The following is a 19195-nucleotide window of genomic DNA, read 5'->3' as shown; positions in this document are numbered from 1 at the left end:
CACCTACTTTTCCGGTTAATATCTTTTTGCTATATAATATTTAGTATAAATAGAATATACCATATATAAAAATAAATGGCATATTAGTGCCAATTAGGTTATAATAAGACGTTTTGAGAAAAATTATTAAAAATGGCATAGCGCTTATCGGAATTAATAGTGCAGATGAATTTTGATTTATTAAAACAAGGGTGTATAAGATTGGTGAAAATAGATGAAGCAAGTCATTTTATAAATCATATTGATATAAATAATATTGATTTAAGTTTAAATGTTGTAATGAAGGATATGAATGCTGAAAAAATATACTCTTCCAAGGAAATGGTTATAAGTGATGATTTAGAAGAGTTTTTAGCTAATCATATTCTTAGCGAATTGGAAGAGTTGAAAATCGATGAAAACTATATTTTGTCTGAATATAATAACGAATTACAAATTAATGATACAGTGAGCTATTACAATTATTCTAATCAAGTTCATACGACACTATAAAGAATAGGTTACAAGAATTAATAGAAGCAATAATTGAAGATGGTTTAGACGAAGCCACAAATTGTAAGTTTCAAATTGTTAAATTAAATAGTGAAGGTAATACCTTGTATTTTTGTTTTTATAAAGGTATTAGGAAAAACAGTAGAAAAAGAAAATTAACACTTTTTAACCCTAATGAGCTAATTGAGATTCAAGAAAAAATTCTAGAGATTGGAGGACCACTTGCCTTTTTCTTTGATGCGGCAAATATATATATAATAAGAGTAAAAGAGTTTGAATATGCATTAAATTATACAGATCATATAACCCAAAAAAGTTCCGAAAACTTACAATACGTTTCTAGTTTAGATATCTTTATAGATGACGAGGCAAAAGAAAGTTTTTGTCAAAGAGCATCTAATACATTCCATTTACGTGGATTGGCAAATATGTCTGTTGAAACTCATGGAAATATACAAGTTTACTATCTTGAACGTATACAAGAATTAGAAGAAATATCAACTGAATTAACTAGGCTGGTTGGTGACGCAAGAGAAGAATTGTTAAATGAAATTGGCGATTTAAATGACTTGATTCAGCATTTTAACTTTACAGAAAGAAAAATTGTTTTTAATGAAGATCATTCTCCAACAATACTTTTACACTTTTTCCAAGATAAAATTATGAAATCTTTTTTAACTAATAGAGTTCGCACTGTCATTGCATAAATAAATATATTTGGAGGTGTATACGATGTGGGGGAAAAGGACAAAAATAATCATGTGGATTATATCATATACACCCGTCTATTTTATAGGTATTTATAGATATAAATTTGAAGAAGTTAATAAATATTTACACTTGCATTCTTCATATATAAATATTCTCCGAAACTTATTTTTAAGGCTGCAGAGAAGAAAATAAATAATCTAAATAAGATATATAGTATATCTAAATATTCCAAATTAGGATTGAACGATTACACGTTTTTTGTTCTGACATTAATTTTGCCATTAATTACAGTCGACTTTTCAAAAATATTGAACTTGTTTATATGTTTTGGAGTGATTTTTCTTATTATTAGCCAATATAGATTATATTATAGCATGTCAATTGTTAATTTTTTCTGATAATAAAGTTATGCGTGTTGATATGAAATGGAATGAAAATAATCAATCGTTATTAAAAAATGATTATAACAAAAAGTACAGAATTTAATAACAAGCAGTTTAAAAGACTCAGATTATTAAATAACCTATATCTACTTACTGAAGTTAGATAGAAATATAGAAATAGTCAGTCAATTTTAAAATAATATATTCTACCGCAATCTTTGATATACCAGCATTCCAAGACTATCCAAAATCTGATATATGAATATTTTGTTATATCAAATCCTTGCTATTCAAGGGTTTTTTATTTTTCGCTCTGGGAAAATCAATCTAAAGATTACAGATAGAGATGTTAGCAAAGGATGTCACCTTTTATTCTATTGCAATGTCAATTATAATTGAATCCTGTAGTGAAATTAAAAACTCTATCCTATGCATTTTTTTACTAAAAACTATTTAAATAGATTTAAACATTTAAGGAGAATATCAATGAACAATTTTCAAGATAAAGTAAGTTTCATCTGGTCAATTGCAGAGATTTTGCGTGGACCATATAAGCCAGAAGATTACGGCAAGATTGTTTTACCGTTAGCCGTTTTACGCCGTTTCGACTGCGTATTAGAAAGTACAAAAGAAGAAGTATTAGCGAAGGCAGAGCAGTTTGCTTCAATGACTGAGGAAGCACGTGAGCCTATTTTAAATCGTATATCGAAGCAAAACTTTCATAATATAAGTAAATATGATTTCAACAAGTTGTTAACAGATTCAGATAATATTGCTGATAACTTACGTGATTATATAAATGGTTTCTCAAAAGTGGCTCGTGATATTATGGAACACTTTGACTTCGACCGCCAGATCGATAAGTTGGATCAGAATAACTTATTATACTTAACTATTAAACGCTTTAGCGAAATTGATTTACATCCAGAAACGGTTTCCAATGTCGAAATGGGATATGTGTTTGAAGAATTAATCCGTCGTTTCAATGAAAATGCAGAAGCAGGGGATCATTACACACCACGTGAAGTTATTGGTTTGATGACACATTTATTATTCCTTCATGACGAAGCGAACATTTTAACGAAACCTGGCTTAACGCAAACATTATATGACTGTGCAGCTGGAACAGGTGGTATGGGTTCTGTTGCACAGGAATACTTACTGAGTCTAAACCCAACAGCGCATTTAGAATTTTTTGGCCAAGAAATTAACCCTGAATCTTATGCTATCTGTAAAGCGGACTTGCTCATTAAAGGTGAGGATGCACGTAATATTCGTTTAGGAAATACGTTATCGAATGATCAATTCAAACGTGAACACTTTGACTACTTAATATCGAATCCTCCATACGGAGTGGACTGGAAATCATATGAGAAGCCGATTAAAGAAGAGCATGAGAAACAAGGCTTTAATGGGCGTTTCGGTCCAGGTACACCTCGTACAAGTGACGGACAACTATTATTCTTAATGCATTTACTATCAAAAATGAAGCCGGTAACAGCAGAAAATCCACAAGGCTCACGTTTGGCAATCATTATGAATGGCTCACCATTATTTACAGGCGATGCAGGTTCTGGTGAAAGCGAAATTCGTAAGTATGTGCTAGAAAAGGACTTATTAGAAGGCATCGTGGCATTACCAAACGACCTATTCTACAACACGGGTATTGCAACGTACATTTGGATTTTAACGAACAATAAAGCACCTCTTCATAAAGGAAAGGTGCGTTTAGTTAATGCAGTAAGTTTCTCTCAAAAAATGAAAAGAGGCATGGGAAATAAACGTAACGAAATTACAGAGGAGCAGATTAACGAAATTGTACGTTTATATGGTGATGCACAGCCAAATGAGTATGTGAAAATTTTTAATAATGAAGACTTCGGTTACGCAAAAATTACGGTTGAACGTCCATTACGTTTAAACTTCCAAGTAAATGAAGAGCGTCTTGCACGTGTTGTAGGTGAAAAAGGATTTGCCAACTTAGCAACCTCGAAGAAAAAAGGCGATGAGGGTCATTTTGAAATTGAAGAAGGTAAAAAGATACAAACGCAAATTTTATATGTGTTACGCATGTTAGAGAGCGACAAAGTATATAAAAATCGTGAAGACTTCACGAAATTAGTAAAGGATACGTTAAAACAAGCTGGTATTACAATCGGTGCACCAGTATTAAAAGCAATTTTAACTGGTCTTTCTGAAAAAGATGAAACAGCTGATGTATGCATGAAAAATAAAACAGACATCGAACCAGATACAGATTTACGTGATACAGAAAACGTTCCGTTAAAAGAAAGCATCCATGACTACTTTGCACGTGAAGTTTTACCACACGTACCAGATGCATGGATTGACGAAACAAAAACAAAAATCGGCTACGAAATACCATTCACTCGTCAGTTCTATAAATACACAGCATTACGCAGTTCATCAGAAATTCTGGACGAGATTCGTGCGTTAGAAATGGAAATTACTGAGCAGCTGAAGAAGGTGTTAGTGTGAAGAATAATAGATATTTAGATTATAAAGATTCTAGGTATGAATGGTTAGGCGAAATACCATTGCATTGGGAACTAAAGAGAGCTAAATGGGGTTTCCAAGAGAAATCTATAAAAGGCTATCCAGAAGAGACTCTTTTATCTGTATCAAAGGGTAAAGGTGTTATACCGAGGGATAAATTAGAAAATAAAACAGTGATGGCATTTAAAGATTTAGAAAACTTTAAATTAGTTGTACCTGAAGATTTTGTTATTCACTTAAGAAGCTTCCAAAGTGGTTTTGAATTGTCTACCAATAAAGGAATTGTTAGTCCGGCGTATACGGTATTTTCCTGCAGAAGTAATTTAGCTCCTAAATATTATAAGTTCTTATTCTATACCCAAAGTTTCATTGATGCTATTGCATCAACAACACAAAGTCTACGAGATGGTAAACCAATTGCTTATAAAGATTTTTCAGATATGGAACTTCCATATCCACCATTAAGCGAGCAAATTAAAATAGCTAATTATTTAGAGGTTCAATTAGCTAGGATTGATAATTTAATTGATATGAAAGAAAAACTAATTCTTTTATTAAATAATCAGCGCCAATCAATCATTACAGAAGCTGTTATAAAAGGTTTAAATCCAAAGGTGAAAATGAAATATTCAGGTGTTGATTGGATTGGTCAGATTCCCGAGCATTGGAAGTTAGTTAAAATAAAGCATTTATTAGTTTCAAAAAAAGGTGCTATTAAAACTGGACCTTTTGGAAGTCAGTTAACTAATAACGACATGAACGGAAACGATGTAAAGATATATAATCAACGAACTGTATTGGATAATGATTTTGTTAAAGGTGACTATTATATTTCGAAGGAAAAATATGAAGAACTAAAATCATTTGAAGTGTATTCACGAGATATATTAATTACTACACGAGGGACGATTGGTAAAGCAGCTATCGTTCCAAATAATATCGAATGTGGTATATTGCATCCTTGTTTGATAAGAATGCAACTTTGCTCTAATTTAATTGAACTTAAATTGGTTCAAATTATTTTTAATGAGACAAATTTTATAAAGAAACAAATAGAGTTATTGAGTAATGCAACAACAATTGAAGTTATTTACTCAGAAACTTTAAAGAATCTTTCAATTGTTTTACCTTCTAAATATGAACAACAAGAACTACTAATTTATATTGAAAATATCTTAAAAGACTACAATGGAATTATTTGTAATCAAAAAAAACAAATCGAAAAACTAAAAGAATACCGTCAATCTCTTATTTACGAAGCGGTTACAGGAAAAATTGATGTACGTGATATGGAACTTGATTAAGTGAGGTGAGTTGTTCATGGCAGTGGATACATCTGAAAAAGGTTTTGAAACGAATATTGAATCGGCATTAATTGGAAATGGTTATAAAAAGCATGTGCTAGAAGGTGATGCTAGTTCTTCTTTCAAGCAACATGCCATTGACGTTGAGGAGTTATTTGTATTTTTAGAGGATACGCAGGAAAAGCGTATGCGTACGTTAGAAAAATCGTATGGTCCTTCTTATAAAGAAGAAGTGTTAAAGCGTATTAAAGACCAACTGCATAAACAAGGATTAGTTGAATGTTTACGTAGAGGTATTAAAGATCGTGGTGTGACGTTACAGCTTGCGTATAATAAGCCACCTACGGATATGAATAAGACGTTAAATGAGCAGTATGCAAAAAATCGATTTAATGTTGCTCGCCAAGTGTATTACAGCGACAAGCATAATAATAGCTTAGATATGGTGCTGTTTTTAAACGGTTTACCACTTGTTGTAATGGAACTGAAAAATCCATTAACGAATCAAACGGTAGAGCATGCGATGAAGCAGCTAAAGTTTGACCGTGACCCACGTGAGCAGTTGTTTAAATTTAACGAGCGTGTTGCGGTTTACTTTGCGGTTGATCCAGATGAAGTATTTATGACGACAAAGTTGGATAAAGGGAAAACGTACTTCTTACCATTTAACAAAGGTAATAATGGTGGGAAGGGGAATCCTTTAGCTTACGGTAGCAATTATCGTACGCATTATTTATGGGACGAGATTTTAGTGCCAGATAGTTTGCTCGATATTTTATACCGTTTCATCTTTATTAAGAAAGACGACATTAAAGATTCAAATGGTGAAACGATTGGTGAGCGTCAAATGCTTATTTTCCCTCGTTTCCACCAGCTTGATGTAGTACGTAAATTAGAAGCAGATGTAGCACAAAAGCTAGTCGGTCATAACTATTTAATTCAGCATTCAGCTGGATCGGGCAAAACAAATTCGATTTCATGGCTTGCTCACCGTTTAGCAAAGCTACATAACGAGAACAATGAATCAATTTTTAGTAGTGTTATCGTTATTACCGACCGACGAGTGTTAGACAAGCAGTTACAAGATGCGGTGTATCAACTGGAGCATAAAGCAGGTATGGTAGAGCCTATTGATAAAGATTCAGAGCAATTAGCACGTGCTATTAATAATGAAACACGTATCATTATTACAACGCTTCAAAAGTTCCCGTTCATTTTAGAAAAAGTAGCGGGCTTAGAGCGTAAAAAGTATGCAGTTATTATTGACGAAGCGCACTCGTCACAAGGTGGTAAAGCTTCTACTGCATTAACGAATGTTTTATCAGATAAGACGTTAGAGGCAGCTTATGAGGAAGATCGTATTGCCGAAGAAAACTTAGATGATGTAGACGAGAAAATCGTAGAAGCAATCATGAAAAGTGGTAAGCAGGATAATGTTTCGTTCTTTGCATTTACAGCTACACCGAAGCCGAAGACGTTAGAGAAGTTCGGTACAGTTGGTGTGGACGGCAAACCGGTAGCATTCCATGAGTATACAATGCGCCAAGCGATTGAAGAAGGTTTTATTTTAGATGTTCTTGAAAACTACACTACATATAAAACGTTCTGGAAAATTGCCAAAACAGTAGACGATGACCCAGAAGTATCACAAAAGCAAGCAACAAAAAAGCTCGCTCAATACGTATCACTGCATCCGCATAGCATTGCACAAAAAACAGAAATCATTATTGAGCATTATCGTAATTTCGTAAAACGTAAAATTGGTGGTCGTGCAAAAGCTATGGTTGTCACAGCGAGCCGTTTACACGCAGTTCGTTATAAAATCGCCTTTGATAAGTACATTAATGAAATGGGCTATGATGATTTAAAAACGGTTGTAGCCTTCTCAGGTACGGTGAAAGACGGTGAAATCAGCTATACAGAGCCAGACATGAACAAATTCTCAGATAAAGAGCTACCTGAAAAGTTCCATTCAGATGAATACAAAGTGTTACTTGTAGCTGAGAAATATCAAACAGGCTTTGATGAGCCGCTACTACACACAATGTATGTAGACAAGCCATTAAGCGGTATTAAAGCGGTGCAAACATTATCTCGCTTAAACCGTACATGTCCTGGTAAAGAAGATACATTCGTACTCGATTTCATCAACGACCCAGAGGATATCAAAAACTCATTCCAGCCGTACTATGAATCAACAAGCTTATCTGAAATTACAAACCCGAATATCCTGTACGATATGCAAACTGAAATCGAGCCATATCAGGTGTTTACGGAAGAGGAAGTACAAAAGGTCAATGAGCTTGAAGTAACAGGCGGTGTGAAGAAATCTACGAAGGCTCAGACAGAGTTAAATGCGGTTCTCGATAAAGGTGTTGAACGTTTTAAAAAACTGTCTGGCGAGGAGCAAGATGCCTTTAAACAAGCAGCTACAAAGTTCACTCGTACTTATGGATTTGTACTACAAGTCGTAACATTTATTGATTTAGACTTGCATAAACAGTATATTTACTTAACGTATTTACTGCGTAAACTTCCACGATTAGCAGGCGATAAGGGCGTTTACTTAGCAGACGATGTGGCTTTAGAATACTATCGAAACCAAAAGGTATTTGATGGCAGTATTAAGTTAGAGGTAAAAGGTGGCGAAGAGCTCAATCCGCAAAAGTACGGTGCAGGTGGGCCCGGAGAAGATGAAAAAGTTCGTCTATCAAGTATATTAGAAAAGCTTAATGAACGCTTCGGTACCCAGTTTACAGAGTCAGATTTCCTTGCTCGTGAACAGGTGAAAGAGGATATGCTGAATGATGAAGACATCCGTCAAAAAGCATTAAACAACACAAAAGAAAACTTTAAATTTGCTTTCGAAAAAACATTCATAGATTTCGTTATCGACCGTATGAGCAGCAACCAGGATTTCTTTATGAAGATTTTAGAGAACGATGAGTTTAAGTCATACATTATGGAAGATATGATGAACGAGGTATATGGGGAAGTTAATAGTTAAAACTTGTTTTTTTTAATTTACTTGTTTAAATTAAATAGATATATAAATGTTGAACCTCATTTTATTCTTTTTAAGAGTGTAAATGGGGTTCGGGTTTATACATCAACTAAGTCTTTATTAGTACTTTCATAACGTTAACCTCCATAAAAGTGAATTATACTGATAGGATACATATTAAATAAATAACGATTTATTAAGGAGATTAGTAATGGATTTAGTTAACAATCAGAAGGTATTATATGATAAATATGTGTTAGATCGAATAGAAAAGTATGGCTTTAACAGTATAAAGGATATTCACAATTATATTAATGATTTTATATTCCATTGCTCTGAAAAAAAATATCTTATAAAAGGGAAATACTATCGTATGTCAGCTATCGATGTATATCGGTACGAAGTTCGATTGCAGGAAATTGATTTATCTGGTGAACTTATTCTAAATGAATTTCAGAAAGTTTATGGATTAAAATTAGATGTTGATAAATTTGAAGAAAATGCAGATGTATTCTTTCTAGATGACACTAAGAAAAACTTTACACTCTTTTAAGGGTGTTTTTTTATTACCGATTAAAAAACATATATTTTTCAAGTGGTATAAAATGTATTTTATGTTAAAATAATAATTGTTCCATTAATATTCGAAATGCTAAATTAAATGTAGCTGTAGCAGAAGAACTATTAAACAAGAAATATATTTTAGGATGATAGAAGAGGATGTGTTGTTTCGTTAAAAGGGGATTAAGATGTTTAAGAAAATAGAATATAGTTTGAGTTTTACAGACTAAAACGCTTCAAGAGTAATTGGAAGTTGTTTTTGATTAATTCAGTAGAAGTGACATGTAAAAGATAATTCATATAAATGTTAAAACTTTTTAGAATGAAATGAAATAATATAAATAATGAACTTTGTGTATATTGGAGTGAGTGTATGTACTGGTTATTTAGTGATGAAGAAAGCTCGAGAGTTAGAAATGATATGAACAATTTATTTAATACGCTTTTAAGTATCACTTCCAACCCGCAACATTATAAAGAATCTATTTTTACTTTCTCTGGTCGTAAATGCTTTAAAGTAGGGCAGGGGATTATAGATTCCTTATCTAAAGAAAATGAGGTGGTTTTTGATCCATTTTTGGGGTCCGGATCTTTTTTAATTTCAAGTCAGTATAGTAAACGAAAGTTTGTTGGAACTGAGTTAGATCCATATATGAACTTTATGCATCGTAATATTTTCACACAAGAATTTAATTTTAAAGAACTTGATAGAGTGTTGAATGCAATTGAAGCTGACATAAAGTCAGTTATGGAAGATTTATATTCAACAAGTTGTGATTGTGGTACTAAAAATACTATAAAAGCTGTATATTTTGATTTTAAGAGCAAAGTGTACATAAATCCAACTCGACACGAACGAAATAAAGATAATAAAAACTTGGTCTTCATAAATAAATGTTCTAACAAAGATTGTAAAAAAAGCAGAAAAAAACTGGATATAAATGATTTGAGTAAAATTAATTTAATACCGTCTAAATATAAATCTTTGATAAATAAATTTCCTAAGCATAAGTTAATTATTAATAGTAGAATTAATATCACTCTGAATAAATCAGATAAGTATGATTATTTTTTCACGGATAGACAAAAAGTTGCATTGATAACTATTTATAATTCAATTAAAAAATTATCAAATGGTAGACATATTAACTTTTTTATGATGGTATTTTTAGCGAATTTAAATTTATCTAAAACTTCTGATTATAGAACGCAGAGCCAGGACTTATATTACATACCTCCATTGAAAAATAAAGAACAAAATATTTGGTACCAATTTAATCAGAAATATAGAGATTTCAAAAAAGGATATATGGAGATTCTATATAGAAACAAAGGTGTATTTAATATTGAAAATAATAAAAGTTATAAGTTGTTTAATGTGTTTAATAATATTAATGATGTTTTAGAGTCTAAAGAAAAAGGTGTTTTTTATTTAGAGGGAGATTACAGAAATATTCTAAGTATTCCTGATAACGTATTAGATTTAGTTTTAACTGATCCACCTTATAAGGATCAAGTGCCTTATTTAGAGCGATCTCAATTGTATTATCCATGGATTAACAATCCTTTAACAAAAGAACTATTAGAGAAAGAAATTGTAATATCAGATTCTCCGGAAAGAAAAAATAAAAAAGTACATAATTATTGGAAGGATATTGATGAGTTTTTTGGTATTATGTATAAAAAAATGAAAACACACAAGTATATGGCGTTATATTTCCAACCTTCAGGTGGAGCTAAATGGTTAGAAGATTTGAATAATTTGAAATTAATTGCAAGAAAAAATGGTTTAGAGCCATTACAAACATTTGATTTGGTGCAGAAAGATGATCCTTCTAAGCGAAAAATAGCATCTGCAACATGGTCATTTTCAAAAGAGATACTATTAGTATTCATAAAATTAGATGAACAAGAAAGATATTGGTTTATTGATGATAATAATATAGATAAATTAATATTTAAGTCTATGAATAGCGTTATTGATTTGGGAGATGGCTCGTTTGAATTAAAAGCATTTCAAGAAGCATTTTATAAAGAATTAAAAGAGGTTGGAATTACTTATAAAGTTCAGTATAATAGTAGATTATTAAGTCATTTAAAGAGATATAGTATTATAAGAGGAGACAAAGGCATTATAAAAGAGGACATATTACCTCCGTTCAGAGACTTAATAAGACAAGTTGATGTTGAATTAAGGATTTTTGACTACACGCCTGTAGTGGTAGAAGAACTATTAGATGAGAATCCTTCAGGTTTTTCTTATCCAGATTTTTTGTTAAGATTAAGTCTCTATTTAGATAATGGAGAAAAAGAAGTAATAAAAATTTTAGAAGCAGCTGGTAGTGACAATAAAATTAAAAGTGAATTAGGGGCTTATGTGATTGAGAGTGGTTCAAAACTAATTAGAAAACCGCCTGTTAATTTTTCAAGTTTTTCAGAAGACTGTACGAGAAAAGATTTAAACAATTTATCTGGGGTGGAATTTGAAGAGCTTATGCAAGAGTACCTAATGAAAATTGGTTTTTCAAATGTCAGAACAACTAAGGCGACTGATGATAGGGGAGTAGACCTTCTAGCAGAGAAAGATTCAGAAAGATATGTAATTCAATGTAAGAGGTGGAAAAACACTTCTCCTGTATCTGCTACCCCAATTCAACGAGTAGATAGTTTCAAAAATTCAAGAAAGTTGCAAAAAGCCTGGGTTATTACAACTTCTTATTTTACTCCAAGTGCTATAGCAGAGGCAAGATTGACAGGGGTAGAATTAATTGATGGTAAAGCTATAAGAAATTTATTGGAAAAGAAATACCCAGGGGCATTTAAATAATAATTCACTTAAGTAGAAGTATATAATATAAGTTTTATGAAGTAGTCTTAGACTACTTCTTTTAATTTTGGTATAATAAAAGAAGAACGTACATTCGCAAAAGAGGTAAAGGATGAAAGCTATGCAAATGAGTTTTTTTTCAGATAGCATTAAGAATATAAATACTATTCAGTATTTAGGAAGCAAAAAGGAATTGTTAAATTGGATTATTCCGCTTATTAAAAACATAACACCTGATGGAGATACTATTGTTGATTTATTTGCAGGAACCGGAAGTGTTGGATATGCTTTGTCAGATTCGCATAAAATAATATCTAATGATATACAAAAATATAGTAGTGTAATAAACCAGACTCTTTTAAAAAGATTACCCAGCAATGTTAAGGGATATGAAAATGAGTTCAATAAATTATATGATGAAAATTTTAATTTCTTATATAAAAAAATAAAAGAGCAATTGATGCGAGAGAGTGCCCTTATGCAAGATGAATCAGAGTATAAAGCATATGCTTTATTTTGTGAGAACACTCCTTATCGATATGGGAAGGTTGCTAACAATGAATTATTCAAGGGGTTAGAAGAATTAATAGATAATGTTGAAAAATATAAAAACCAACACAACCTTCTATTCACCGTTTATTTTAGCAATAGCTATTTTAGTACACTACAATGTATTGAAATCGATTCAATCAGATATGCGATAAAAAAAATAAATGTTTCGTTAAATTTGAAAAATTTATATTTAACAGCTCTGATGTCGGTCATGAGCAACTATGTATCAGCAACTAGTCATTTTGCACAACCTTTAAAGGTTAAAACAATTAAAAACTATAAAGATTTAACAGCAAAAAGAAAGGTGTCTATTTATAAAGCATTCAAAGAGAAGTTGAATATTCTTGAAGAAAGTATTTTGGAAGCAAAATTTCACGAAGAAAATGAAGTATTTACGCTTGATTACGAACAAGCATTAGATGAATTGATAAATAAGCCTATAACCACTATATATGCAGATCCGCCTTACTTTAAAGAGCATTATTCGAGGTATTATCATGTATTAGAAACTTTAATTGATTATGATTACCAAGAACTAACATATAATTCGATTATAAAAGATGTAACAGTTGGTAGATATCCTAAAAACAGAAAAACTTCAGACTTTGGTAAGAAGAGTATGGCGTTAGCTGCTTTTGATAAATTGGTATCTAAAAGCTATAAATTAAATTCAAACTTATGTATTAGTTACTCAGATAATTCTATTGTTAAGTTAGATGAATTAGTTAAAGTATGTGAGTACCACTATAAAGATATTGAAGTGTATTATAAAGATTATACCCATTCTAATCAAGGGAGATTAGAAAAAACGGAAGTAAAAGAAGTATTACTAGTTTGTAAACATCCCTCTAAGAAATTCAAAGGGATTCAGCAAACTAGTAATAACTCGGAAATCAATAAATTAGTCCAAGTTATCACAAATTTGGAACCCGAAGTTAGCAATCCTATTTCTGTAATGCATAATTACTTAGCAAAAAAACCTTATAACGTTATTGAAGCTATTATAAAAGCTCTTTCTAATGAAAATGATGTTGTTTATGATGGATTTATGGGTTCAGGGACAACAGGCTATGAAGCGATAAAAGCTAATAGAAAGTTTATCGGTGTAGATATTAATATAATGGCGCATAATTATTTTAAATCTGTAACTGAGGATTATAATATTGAGAAATTTAAGGAAACATATAAAGTTTTAATTTCAGATGTACTAGATAAGATTAAAGAATTATATATTATTCCATGTCCTAAATGTAATTTGGATGCAACTATTGATAGGATATTTTTTGATAATTTTAATGATACACTTAAAATTAAAAAGGTAAAATATATTTGTCGTAACTGTGATCCAAAGATAAAGAGTGGGAAATTTATAATTGGAAGGGAAATAGATCAAAAATTATATGACCAATGGAAGGTATTTGAAATTAAGGGGTTAGATACATTTTTCTCTCAACCATTATTAGAAAATAAACATATTGCAATTCAAGAAAATGCAACAATCGGTGATTATTTTTGCGCAAGAAATAAAATTGCATTATTTGAGTTGTTAAATTCTCTAAATAAGTTGTCAGAGTCAAAATCAAAAGAATTGGTGAAATTTGTTTTAAGCTCGGCTTTACATTTTTTTAAACTTTCTGACCATAAAGCCTCTTCTCAAGTGCCATATTGGAAACCTAAATTAAATATTGTAAGTAGGAATCCATTTATATTCTTAGAAGAAAAGTTTGAGGATATATTAAACGGGTTAGTGTATGCGGAAAAAATGGGCATTAAGTCTAGATTAACAAGTGATTTCAATGATTTTAAAGAATCTTCGAATAAGGCATTTCTAATACATGATTCTATAATAGGTCAGAAAAGGAGGATTATTGAAGATGAGTCAGTATCACTTATCATTACTGACCCACCTTATAGCGATCAAGTACCTTATTTAGAATATACGGGTTTGTGGGATAAAGTACTCAAATTAAATAATTTAAGTGAGCAACAATTAGAAAAAGAAATTGTTGTATCTAAAGCGCCGTCTAGAAATAAAGATATGGCTAATTTTAATTTGGATATGGAAAAATCAATACTTGAGATGGGGAGAATTTTAAAAAATCAAAAATATTGTTGTTTCTTTTATCATGATTTTTCATTGGTCTATTGGAGGTCTATAATTAATGCAGCAAATAAAGCTGGCCTAGAATATGTAATTCAATGTCACATAGGTAGCAAGCAGAAGTCTTTAAAATCTGTATGGACAGCAAATAAAACTCTTTCAGGCAGCGCATTGGTTATTTTTAGAAAAAATGATAATTTAAAATTTGAAGAGAAAGAAGTTAGTTTACTCGATGCGGAAAAATATGTAAAAGAAGTTTCGGAAGAAATAATAAGTAAGCTAGATGGTATGGCTACTTCACAACAATTATATGATTATGGTGTTTTAGATATGGTTATTAATAAACAAATTTTAAATTTATTAGCGGATAAGTACAAGAGCTTTATTAGTCTATTTAAAAAATGGTTTATATATGATGAGGAAAAAGGTGTATGGAAAAATAAATAATAAGGAACAGGTTATATTCTAGTTTAAATTTTGCAAAATAGGAGGACGTAGCAACTTAACATAAATGCTCCTATTTTTACTACTTGGGTTAAATTGGGTTTTATATGGAAGAGTGAGTATAATGACAGTATTAATACCTCAAAAAGTTCGAGGAGGTCAATCAGTGCCAGAAGAACATGAAATGTTAAAAGATGTCACCTGGGATATCGACCAACAGGTATATGTCATTTACAATGTTCCTGTAAAAGTATATGAAGGCGATAGAAATAATCGTTGTTATGGTTCAGACACATCACTAAAGTTGCTATTGCTTAAAGACTTAATGGAGTCCAACGAAATCCCATCCGAAATTGACTTTTCGAAATCGAAAGATATCACTTTATAAATATTAGAGCCAATTACTATTCAAACATAGTAATTGGTTTTTCTTAGGAAAGTAGAAAGTTTAGAACTTAGTATGCATACGAAAGGCTTTTTCTCTTTGAAACACCCCAAGCTACAAGTTATCTTGAATATGAAAAATAGACATCTTACTTAAACAAACCTGGAAGATGTCTATTTTATTACAAAAGAAAGTATTTTAATTGGATAGGATTGTTTAATTAAAAAAGTTGGATATCATAAATAGTGAACATGTGATGAGGGGCGATTTAGATGTTAAATAGTTCATTAAAAAAGGAATCAATTGCAAAATTAGAAAGTGAAATAAAGTATTATGAGCAGTTATCTAAGAGAACCCAAAATTGTGCAATTGATTTACATAATTCAAGAACATTAGCCGTTGATATTATTAAGAGTGTTGAAGACTATGTAAATACACTAGCGAATACTCCAAAAGAATTTGCTCAGGATTTTAAGAAAATTAACGTTAATATAGCAAGTTTTCAAGTACTAAGCGAAATAACTTATGACGAAAAAACAATGATGAAGCTTGTAGGTGGTGGTACAGCAGCAGGTGTAACAGCAGGAGTAGCGACGGCAGCATTTGCACCAACTGCTGCGCTGGCGATTGCTACCACATTTGGTACGGCCTCAACAGGTGTTGCTATTTCTAGTTTGTCAGGAGCAGCCGCAACAAACGCGGCACTTGCTTGGTTAGGTGGCGGTGCTTTAGCTGCAGGAGGCGGTGGTATGGCATTAGGAAATGCATTTTTAGCTTTAGCAGGTCCAATCGGTTGGGGAATTGGAGCAGCAAGTTTATTGGGAGGCGGCATATTTGCTAGCAAGAAGAATAAAGACGCTTCCATTAAAGCTGACAAAGAACGCATAGAAATTATAAAAGAATGCCGTAAACTAGAGGCGGTGGCAAAAGAGATTTCGAAATTGAATGAAACTACTAAAAAGCTTTCAACAGAATTACACCAATCTATCCTACAATTTGTAAGTACCACAAAGAATATAAAATCATTCTTAGATTTCACTCAAGAGCAGCGTGACCAAATTCGTGCAATCATTAACAATACAGAGAGTCTATCTGCTCTGTTTATGAAAGAGATTGGTAAATAATATGGGTAATGTTTGGAAAAAGCAAGTGATTGCGGCAGGAGTTGGCGGATTTAATGAGTGGAAAAAAACAACGGTTGCCAAGCAGATTGATTCTATCATTCATGAAAAACTACAGCAGCAAGCATTACAAGATAATAACTTTGAAGCAGCATTAGGACATATGATGAAAATGCGCCAGTTTTTATCTGCGCCTAACAATATTCTAGGCTCGGAACAAACAAAGCATGGTGAAATTGCAGAGCATTTAGATGTCAATGTACGTAATGCTTGGTCTATCTTAAATGGACAGACGGAAGTTGCTACATTTAATGGAGTAGGCAGAACAGCTCCAGAAGATTTCATTCTTAATGGAATTAAGTATCAATCAAAATTCATAAATGGCACGAACAATACCCTTTCTCATATAATAGAACACTTCGAAAAGTATCATGACAAAACTATGAATTATTCTATACCAAAAGATCAGTATCAAATGATTGAATCAATTCGAAATGGTCATATACCAGACACGCTTAATGACAAATCAGTAAGAGCAATAATAAGCAAAGTGGAGCAAATCGAAAGAGAATCTGGACGTTCATTTTCAGAAATGGTAGAACCATCGATTTCTAGTTACGAGGACGTACAGCTAGGGGAAATACCCGAAACGGTGTCAAAGCATCAAGAAGAGATTGTTTATGAAAATCAAAAATTACAAGATAAGATTGAAAATGAGGAAGAAGAAAAGCTGAAAATTATAGAGGCCAAGAAAGGACCCTCTATTGGTGAAGGATTAAAAGTAGCAGGGACAGTAGCTTTAGTGGGAGCTGCAATAAGCTCAATTAGTGGGGTTTATTCTAAAGTGAAGTCAGGGAAGAAAATAGAAGATTTCAATAATGATGACTGGAAAGAGATTGGATTAGATGCCACCAAGGCAGGCGGTAAATCTGGATTTGCCGCGGCAAGCATCTATGCATTAACAAATTTAACTTCCCTCTCCGCACCATTTGCAGGAGCCGTTACGGCTGCTGCTATGGGCATTACCTCACTTATAGCAGATCAAAGAAGCGGTCAAATTGAAATGGATGAGTTTGTTAGACAAGGTCAAATACTATGTATAGAGGCGGGAATCGCTGCAATCGGTGGAGCAGTTGGCCAAACATTAATACCCGTACCTGTCCTTGGTTCAATCATTGGATTAGTAACTACGAATCTGCTCTGGGAACTGTCCAAGGGGAAATTAGGTAAAAAAGAGGAAGAGCTAAAGCTTTTTCTAAATGATTATTCAGAATCACTAATTGCAAAGATTGATCAAGCTTATAATGAACTTGTCCGTGTAATTACGCAAAAATATGCTCAGTTTGACTCATTAATTGAAGCGGCATTTGATGTTAACGCTAACGTTGATACGCTTGCAGCCTCTTCTGTGGAGTTAGCGAGAGAATTCGGTGTTGATGAAAAGAAAATTTTAAAGGATGACAAGGATTTAGAAGCATTTTTCATAAATTAGTAAGTAAAAGCAAATTGCTAAGCTTGTGCCCCTCTTTGAGACAAGTATACACAATTAGTTTAGTTAGGTATTTGATAAAAAAATGTTGGAAATGTTAGCTAATATGAATAATAGAATATAATTAATTTAGTTCTAAATTTTTACCTAATATGCTTATTAAAAAATTCTCTAAGTCACTTCTTCTTAAAATGATTCAATTATAAACAAGTAAAAGACATCTTACTGATTATAGGAAGATGTCTTTTTATATCCTTGGTTTTATTGCCTAGATAGGGACCCGAATTAACTGCTAATTATTGCTTATCTAACTTTTTGCTTCCGCATCCATTGTGTTGCAACCCACTTTTCACCAGTTATCACTGGTGCTCCACCGTGTAAAGTTAGTTCATTTAATGTTTGATTGTTATAGAAGTATTCGAAGTAAATTGCCATCCCTTTTTTGGGAGATACCGTAAGATTCAGTTTAGGGAAGTAAGTTTCCCCGCCTTCTTCCACATCATTTAAGTACATTACGAGCGTGCTGATTCGATTATTGCTTATGATTCTACTAGCAGAAGAAAAGTAATCATAATAGGCTTTGTATTCTTGACCTGGTGTATATTGAAGGATTTGAAGGCCTTCGCCATGTTCAATAGGGATATTCATAATAGAAGATATCCTTTGTTCGATTCTAGCCACCACATCATTTTCGCTTTCTTCAATAAACGAGCCACTGCTCGTCCTCTGTTCGTTTTCTACTCGTTCCGTTCCAATTTTGGAGCGCTTCATTCTGTCTTTGGACAGCTTAATCAGCTCATCACACTTTTCCTCACTTAACACATTCCCTAAAACCACTACTAGTGGTTCATCTAATCTAGCGACTATGTTAATCTCTCGATCTGTCATGATTTTATTCCCACTATGATCAAATATCGTTTGTTCTCTCATTTCTGTTATCAACTTCATTACCCCTTTTAAACTTTAATAGTTAATACAGTACATTTGGGAAATAAAAAGTAATCCTTTATACCTTTATATTGGAATAAATTTCATTTTATTTTATCATACAATTCACAAAAATTAAAAACTTGTAAAAATTATCTTGTGATTTATCTCCTAGAAAGAAGGTAGGGACAACAGCATATGAGTTATACTGCGATGGATCCAAGGGTGAAGTGATCTTGAAATAACACGAGGAATGAAAGGCTTGAAAAAGTAATCGAAGAGTTTGAGCCAAATGCATTTTTGTTAAGAGCGAAAATTTCTATTTTTCATGACTCCATTCAATATAAAAAGGAACGAGAACTATAAGGATAGTCTAT

Annotated in this window: 12 protein-coding genes; 11 read left to right on the top strand and 1 reads right to left on the bottom strand. The window is 32.1% G+C overall.

Features of this window, described 5'->3' with window-relative positions:
• The first annotated feature begins 201 nt into the window (after positions 1–201).
• From AC1ECF_RS06210 to AC1ECF_RS06160, 11 genes are all read left to right on the top strand, one after another.
• Positions 202–492 (top strand): hypothetical protein, encoded by a 291-nt coding sequence (locus AC1ECF_RS06210; protein ID WP_480388542.1) that lies wholly within the window; start codon positions 202–204, stop codon positions 490–492.
• The gene (locus AC1ECF_RS06205) at positions 489–1199 is read left to right on the top strand and encodes a hypothetical protein (protein WP_480388693.1); all 711 of its coding nucleotides are present in this window, start codon (positions 489–491) and stop codon (positions 1197–1199) included. Before AC1ECF_RS06210 ends, AC1ECF_RS06205 begins: the two co-directional genes overlap by 4 nt.
• Positions 1200–2072: 873 nt before the next feature.
• On the top strand, positions 2073–4085 hold the full coding sequence (locus AC1ECF_RS06200) for a type I restriction-modification system subunit M (RefSeq protein WP_480388541.1): 2013 nt from the start codon (positions 2073–2075) through the stop codon (positions 4083–4085).
• Positions 4082–5407 (top strand): restriction endonuclease subunit S, encoded by a 1326-nt coding sequence (locus AC1ECF_RS06195; protein WP_480388540.1) that lies wholly within the window; start codon positions 4082–4084, stop codon positions 5405–5407. Before AC1ECF_RS06200 ends, AC1ECF_RS06195 begins: the two co-directional genes overlap by 4 nt.
• A gap of 16 nt (positions 5408–5423) precedes the next feature.
• A complete protein-coding gene (locus AC1ECF_RS06190; RefSeq protein WP_480388539.1) occupies positions 5424–8414 on the top strand; it encodes a type I restriction endonuclease subunit R in 2991 nt (996 codons plus the stop codon).
• Between the two features lie 208 nt (positions 8415–8622).
• A complete protein-coding gene (locus tag AC1ECF_RS06185; protein WP_480388538.1) occupies positions 8623–8964 on the top strand; it encodes a hypothetical protein in 342 nt (113 codons plus the stop codon).
• A gap of 381 nt (positions 8965–9345) precedes the next feature.
• Positions 9346–11799 (top strand): restriction endonuclease, encoded by a 2454-nt coding sequence (locus AC1ECF_RS06180; RefSeq protein WP_480388537.1) that lies wholly within the window; start codon positions 9346–9348, stop codon positions 11797–11799.
• Between the two features lie 112 nt (positions 11800–11911).
• Complete coding sequence (locus AC1ECF_RS06175) at positions 11912–14899, top strand: DNA methyltransferase (protein WP_480388536.1); 2988 nt, start codon at positions 11912–11914, stop codon at positions 14897–14899.
• Between the two features lie 163 nt (positions 14900–15062).
• On the top strand, positions 15063–15284 hold the full coding sequence (locus AC1ECF_RS06170; RefSeq protein WP_480388535.1) for a hypothetical protein: 222 nt from the start codon (positions 15063–15065) through the stop codon (positions 15282–15284).
• Between the two features lie 269 nt (positions 15285–15553).
• A complete protein-coding gene (locus AC1ECF_RS06165) occupies positions 15554–16405 on the top strand; it encodes a hypothetical protein (protein ID WP_480388534.1) in 852 nt (283 codons plus the stop codon).
• A gap of 1 nt (position 16406) precedes the next feature.
• Positions 16407–17894 carry a hypothetical protein gene (locus tag AC1ECF_RS06160; protein WP_480388533.1) on the top strand — a complete coding sequence of 496 codons (1488 nt, stop codon included), beginning with the start codon at positions 16407–16409 and terminating at the stop codon, positions 17892–17894.
• A gap of 300 nt (positions 17895–18194) precedes the next feature.
• On the opposite strand, the gene AC1ECF_RS06155 is transcribed toward AC1ECF_RS06160, so the two are convergent.
• Positions 18195–18839: a 2OG-Fe(II) oxygenase gene (locus AC1ECF_RS06155; RefSeq protein ID WP_480388532.1), complete on the bottom strand. Its 645-nt coding sequence runs from the start codon at positions 18837–18839 to the stop codon at positions 18195–18197.
• Positions 18840–19195: the final 356 nt, after the last annotated feature.

Source organism: Psychrobacillus sp. Z3-81, from assembly GCF_056620325.1.
Note: the sequence above shows the minus strand (reverse complement) of the source record. Positions and strands in the feature narration are given on the sequence as shown.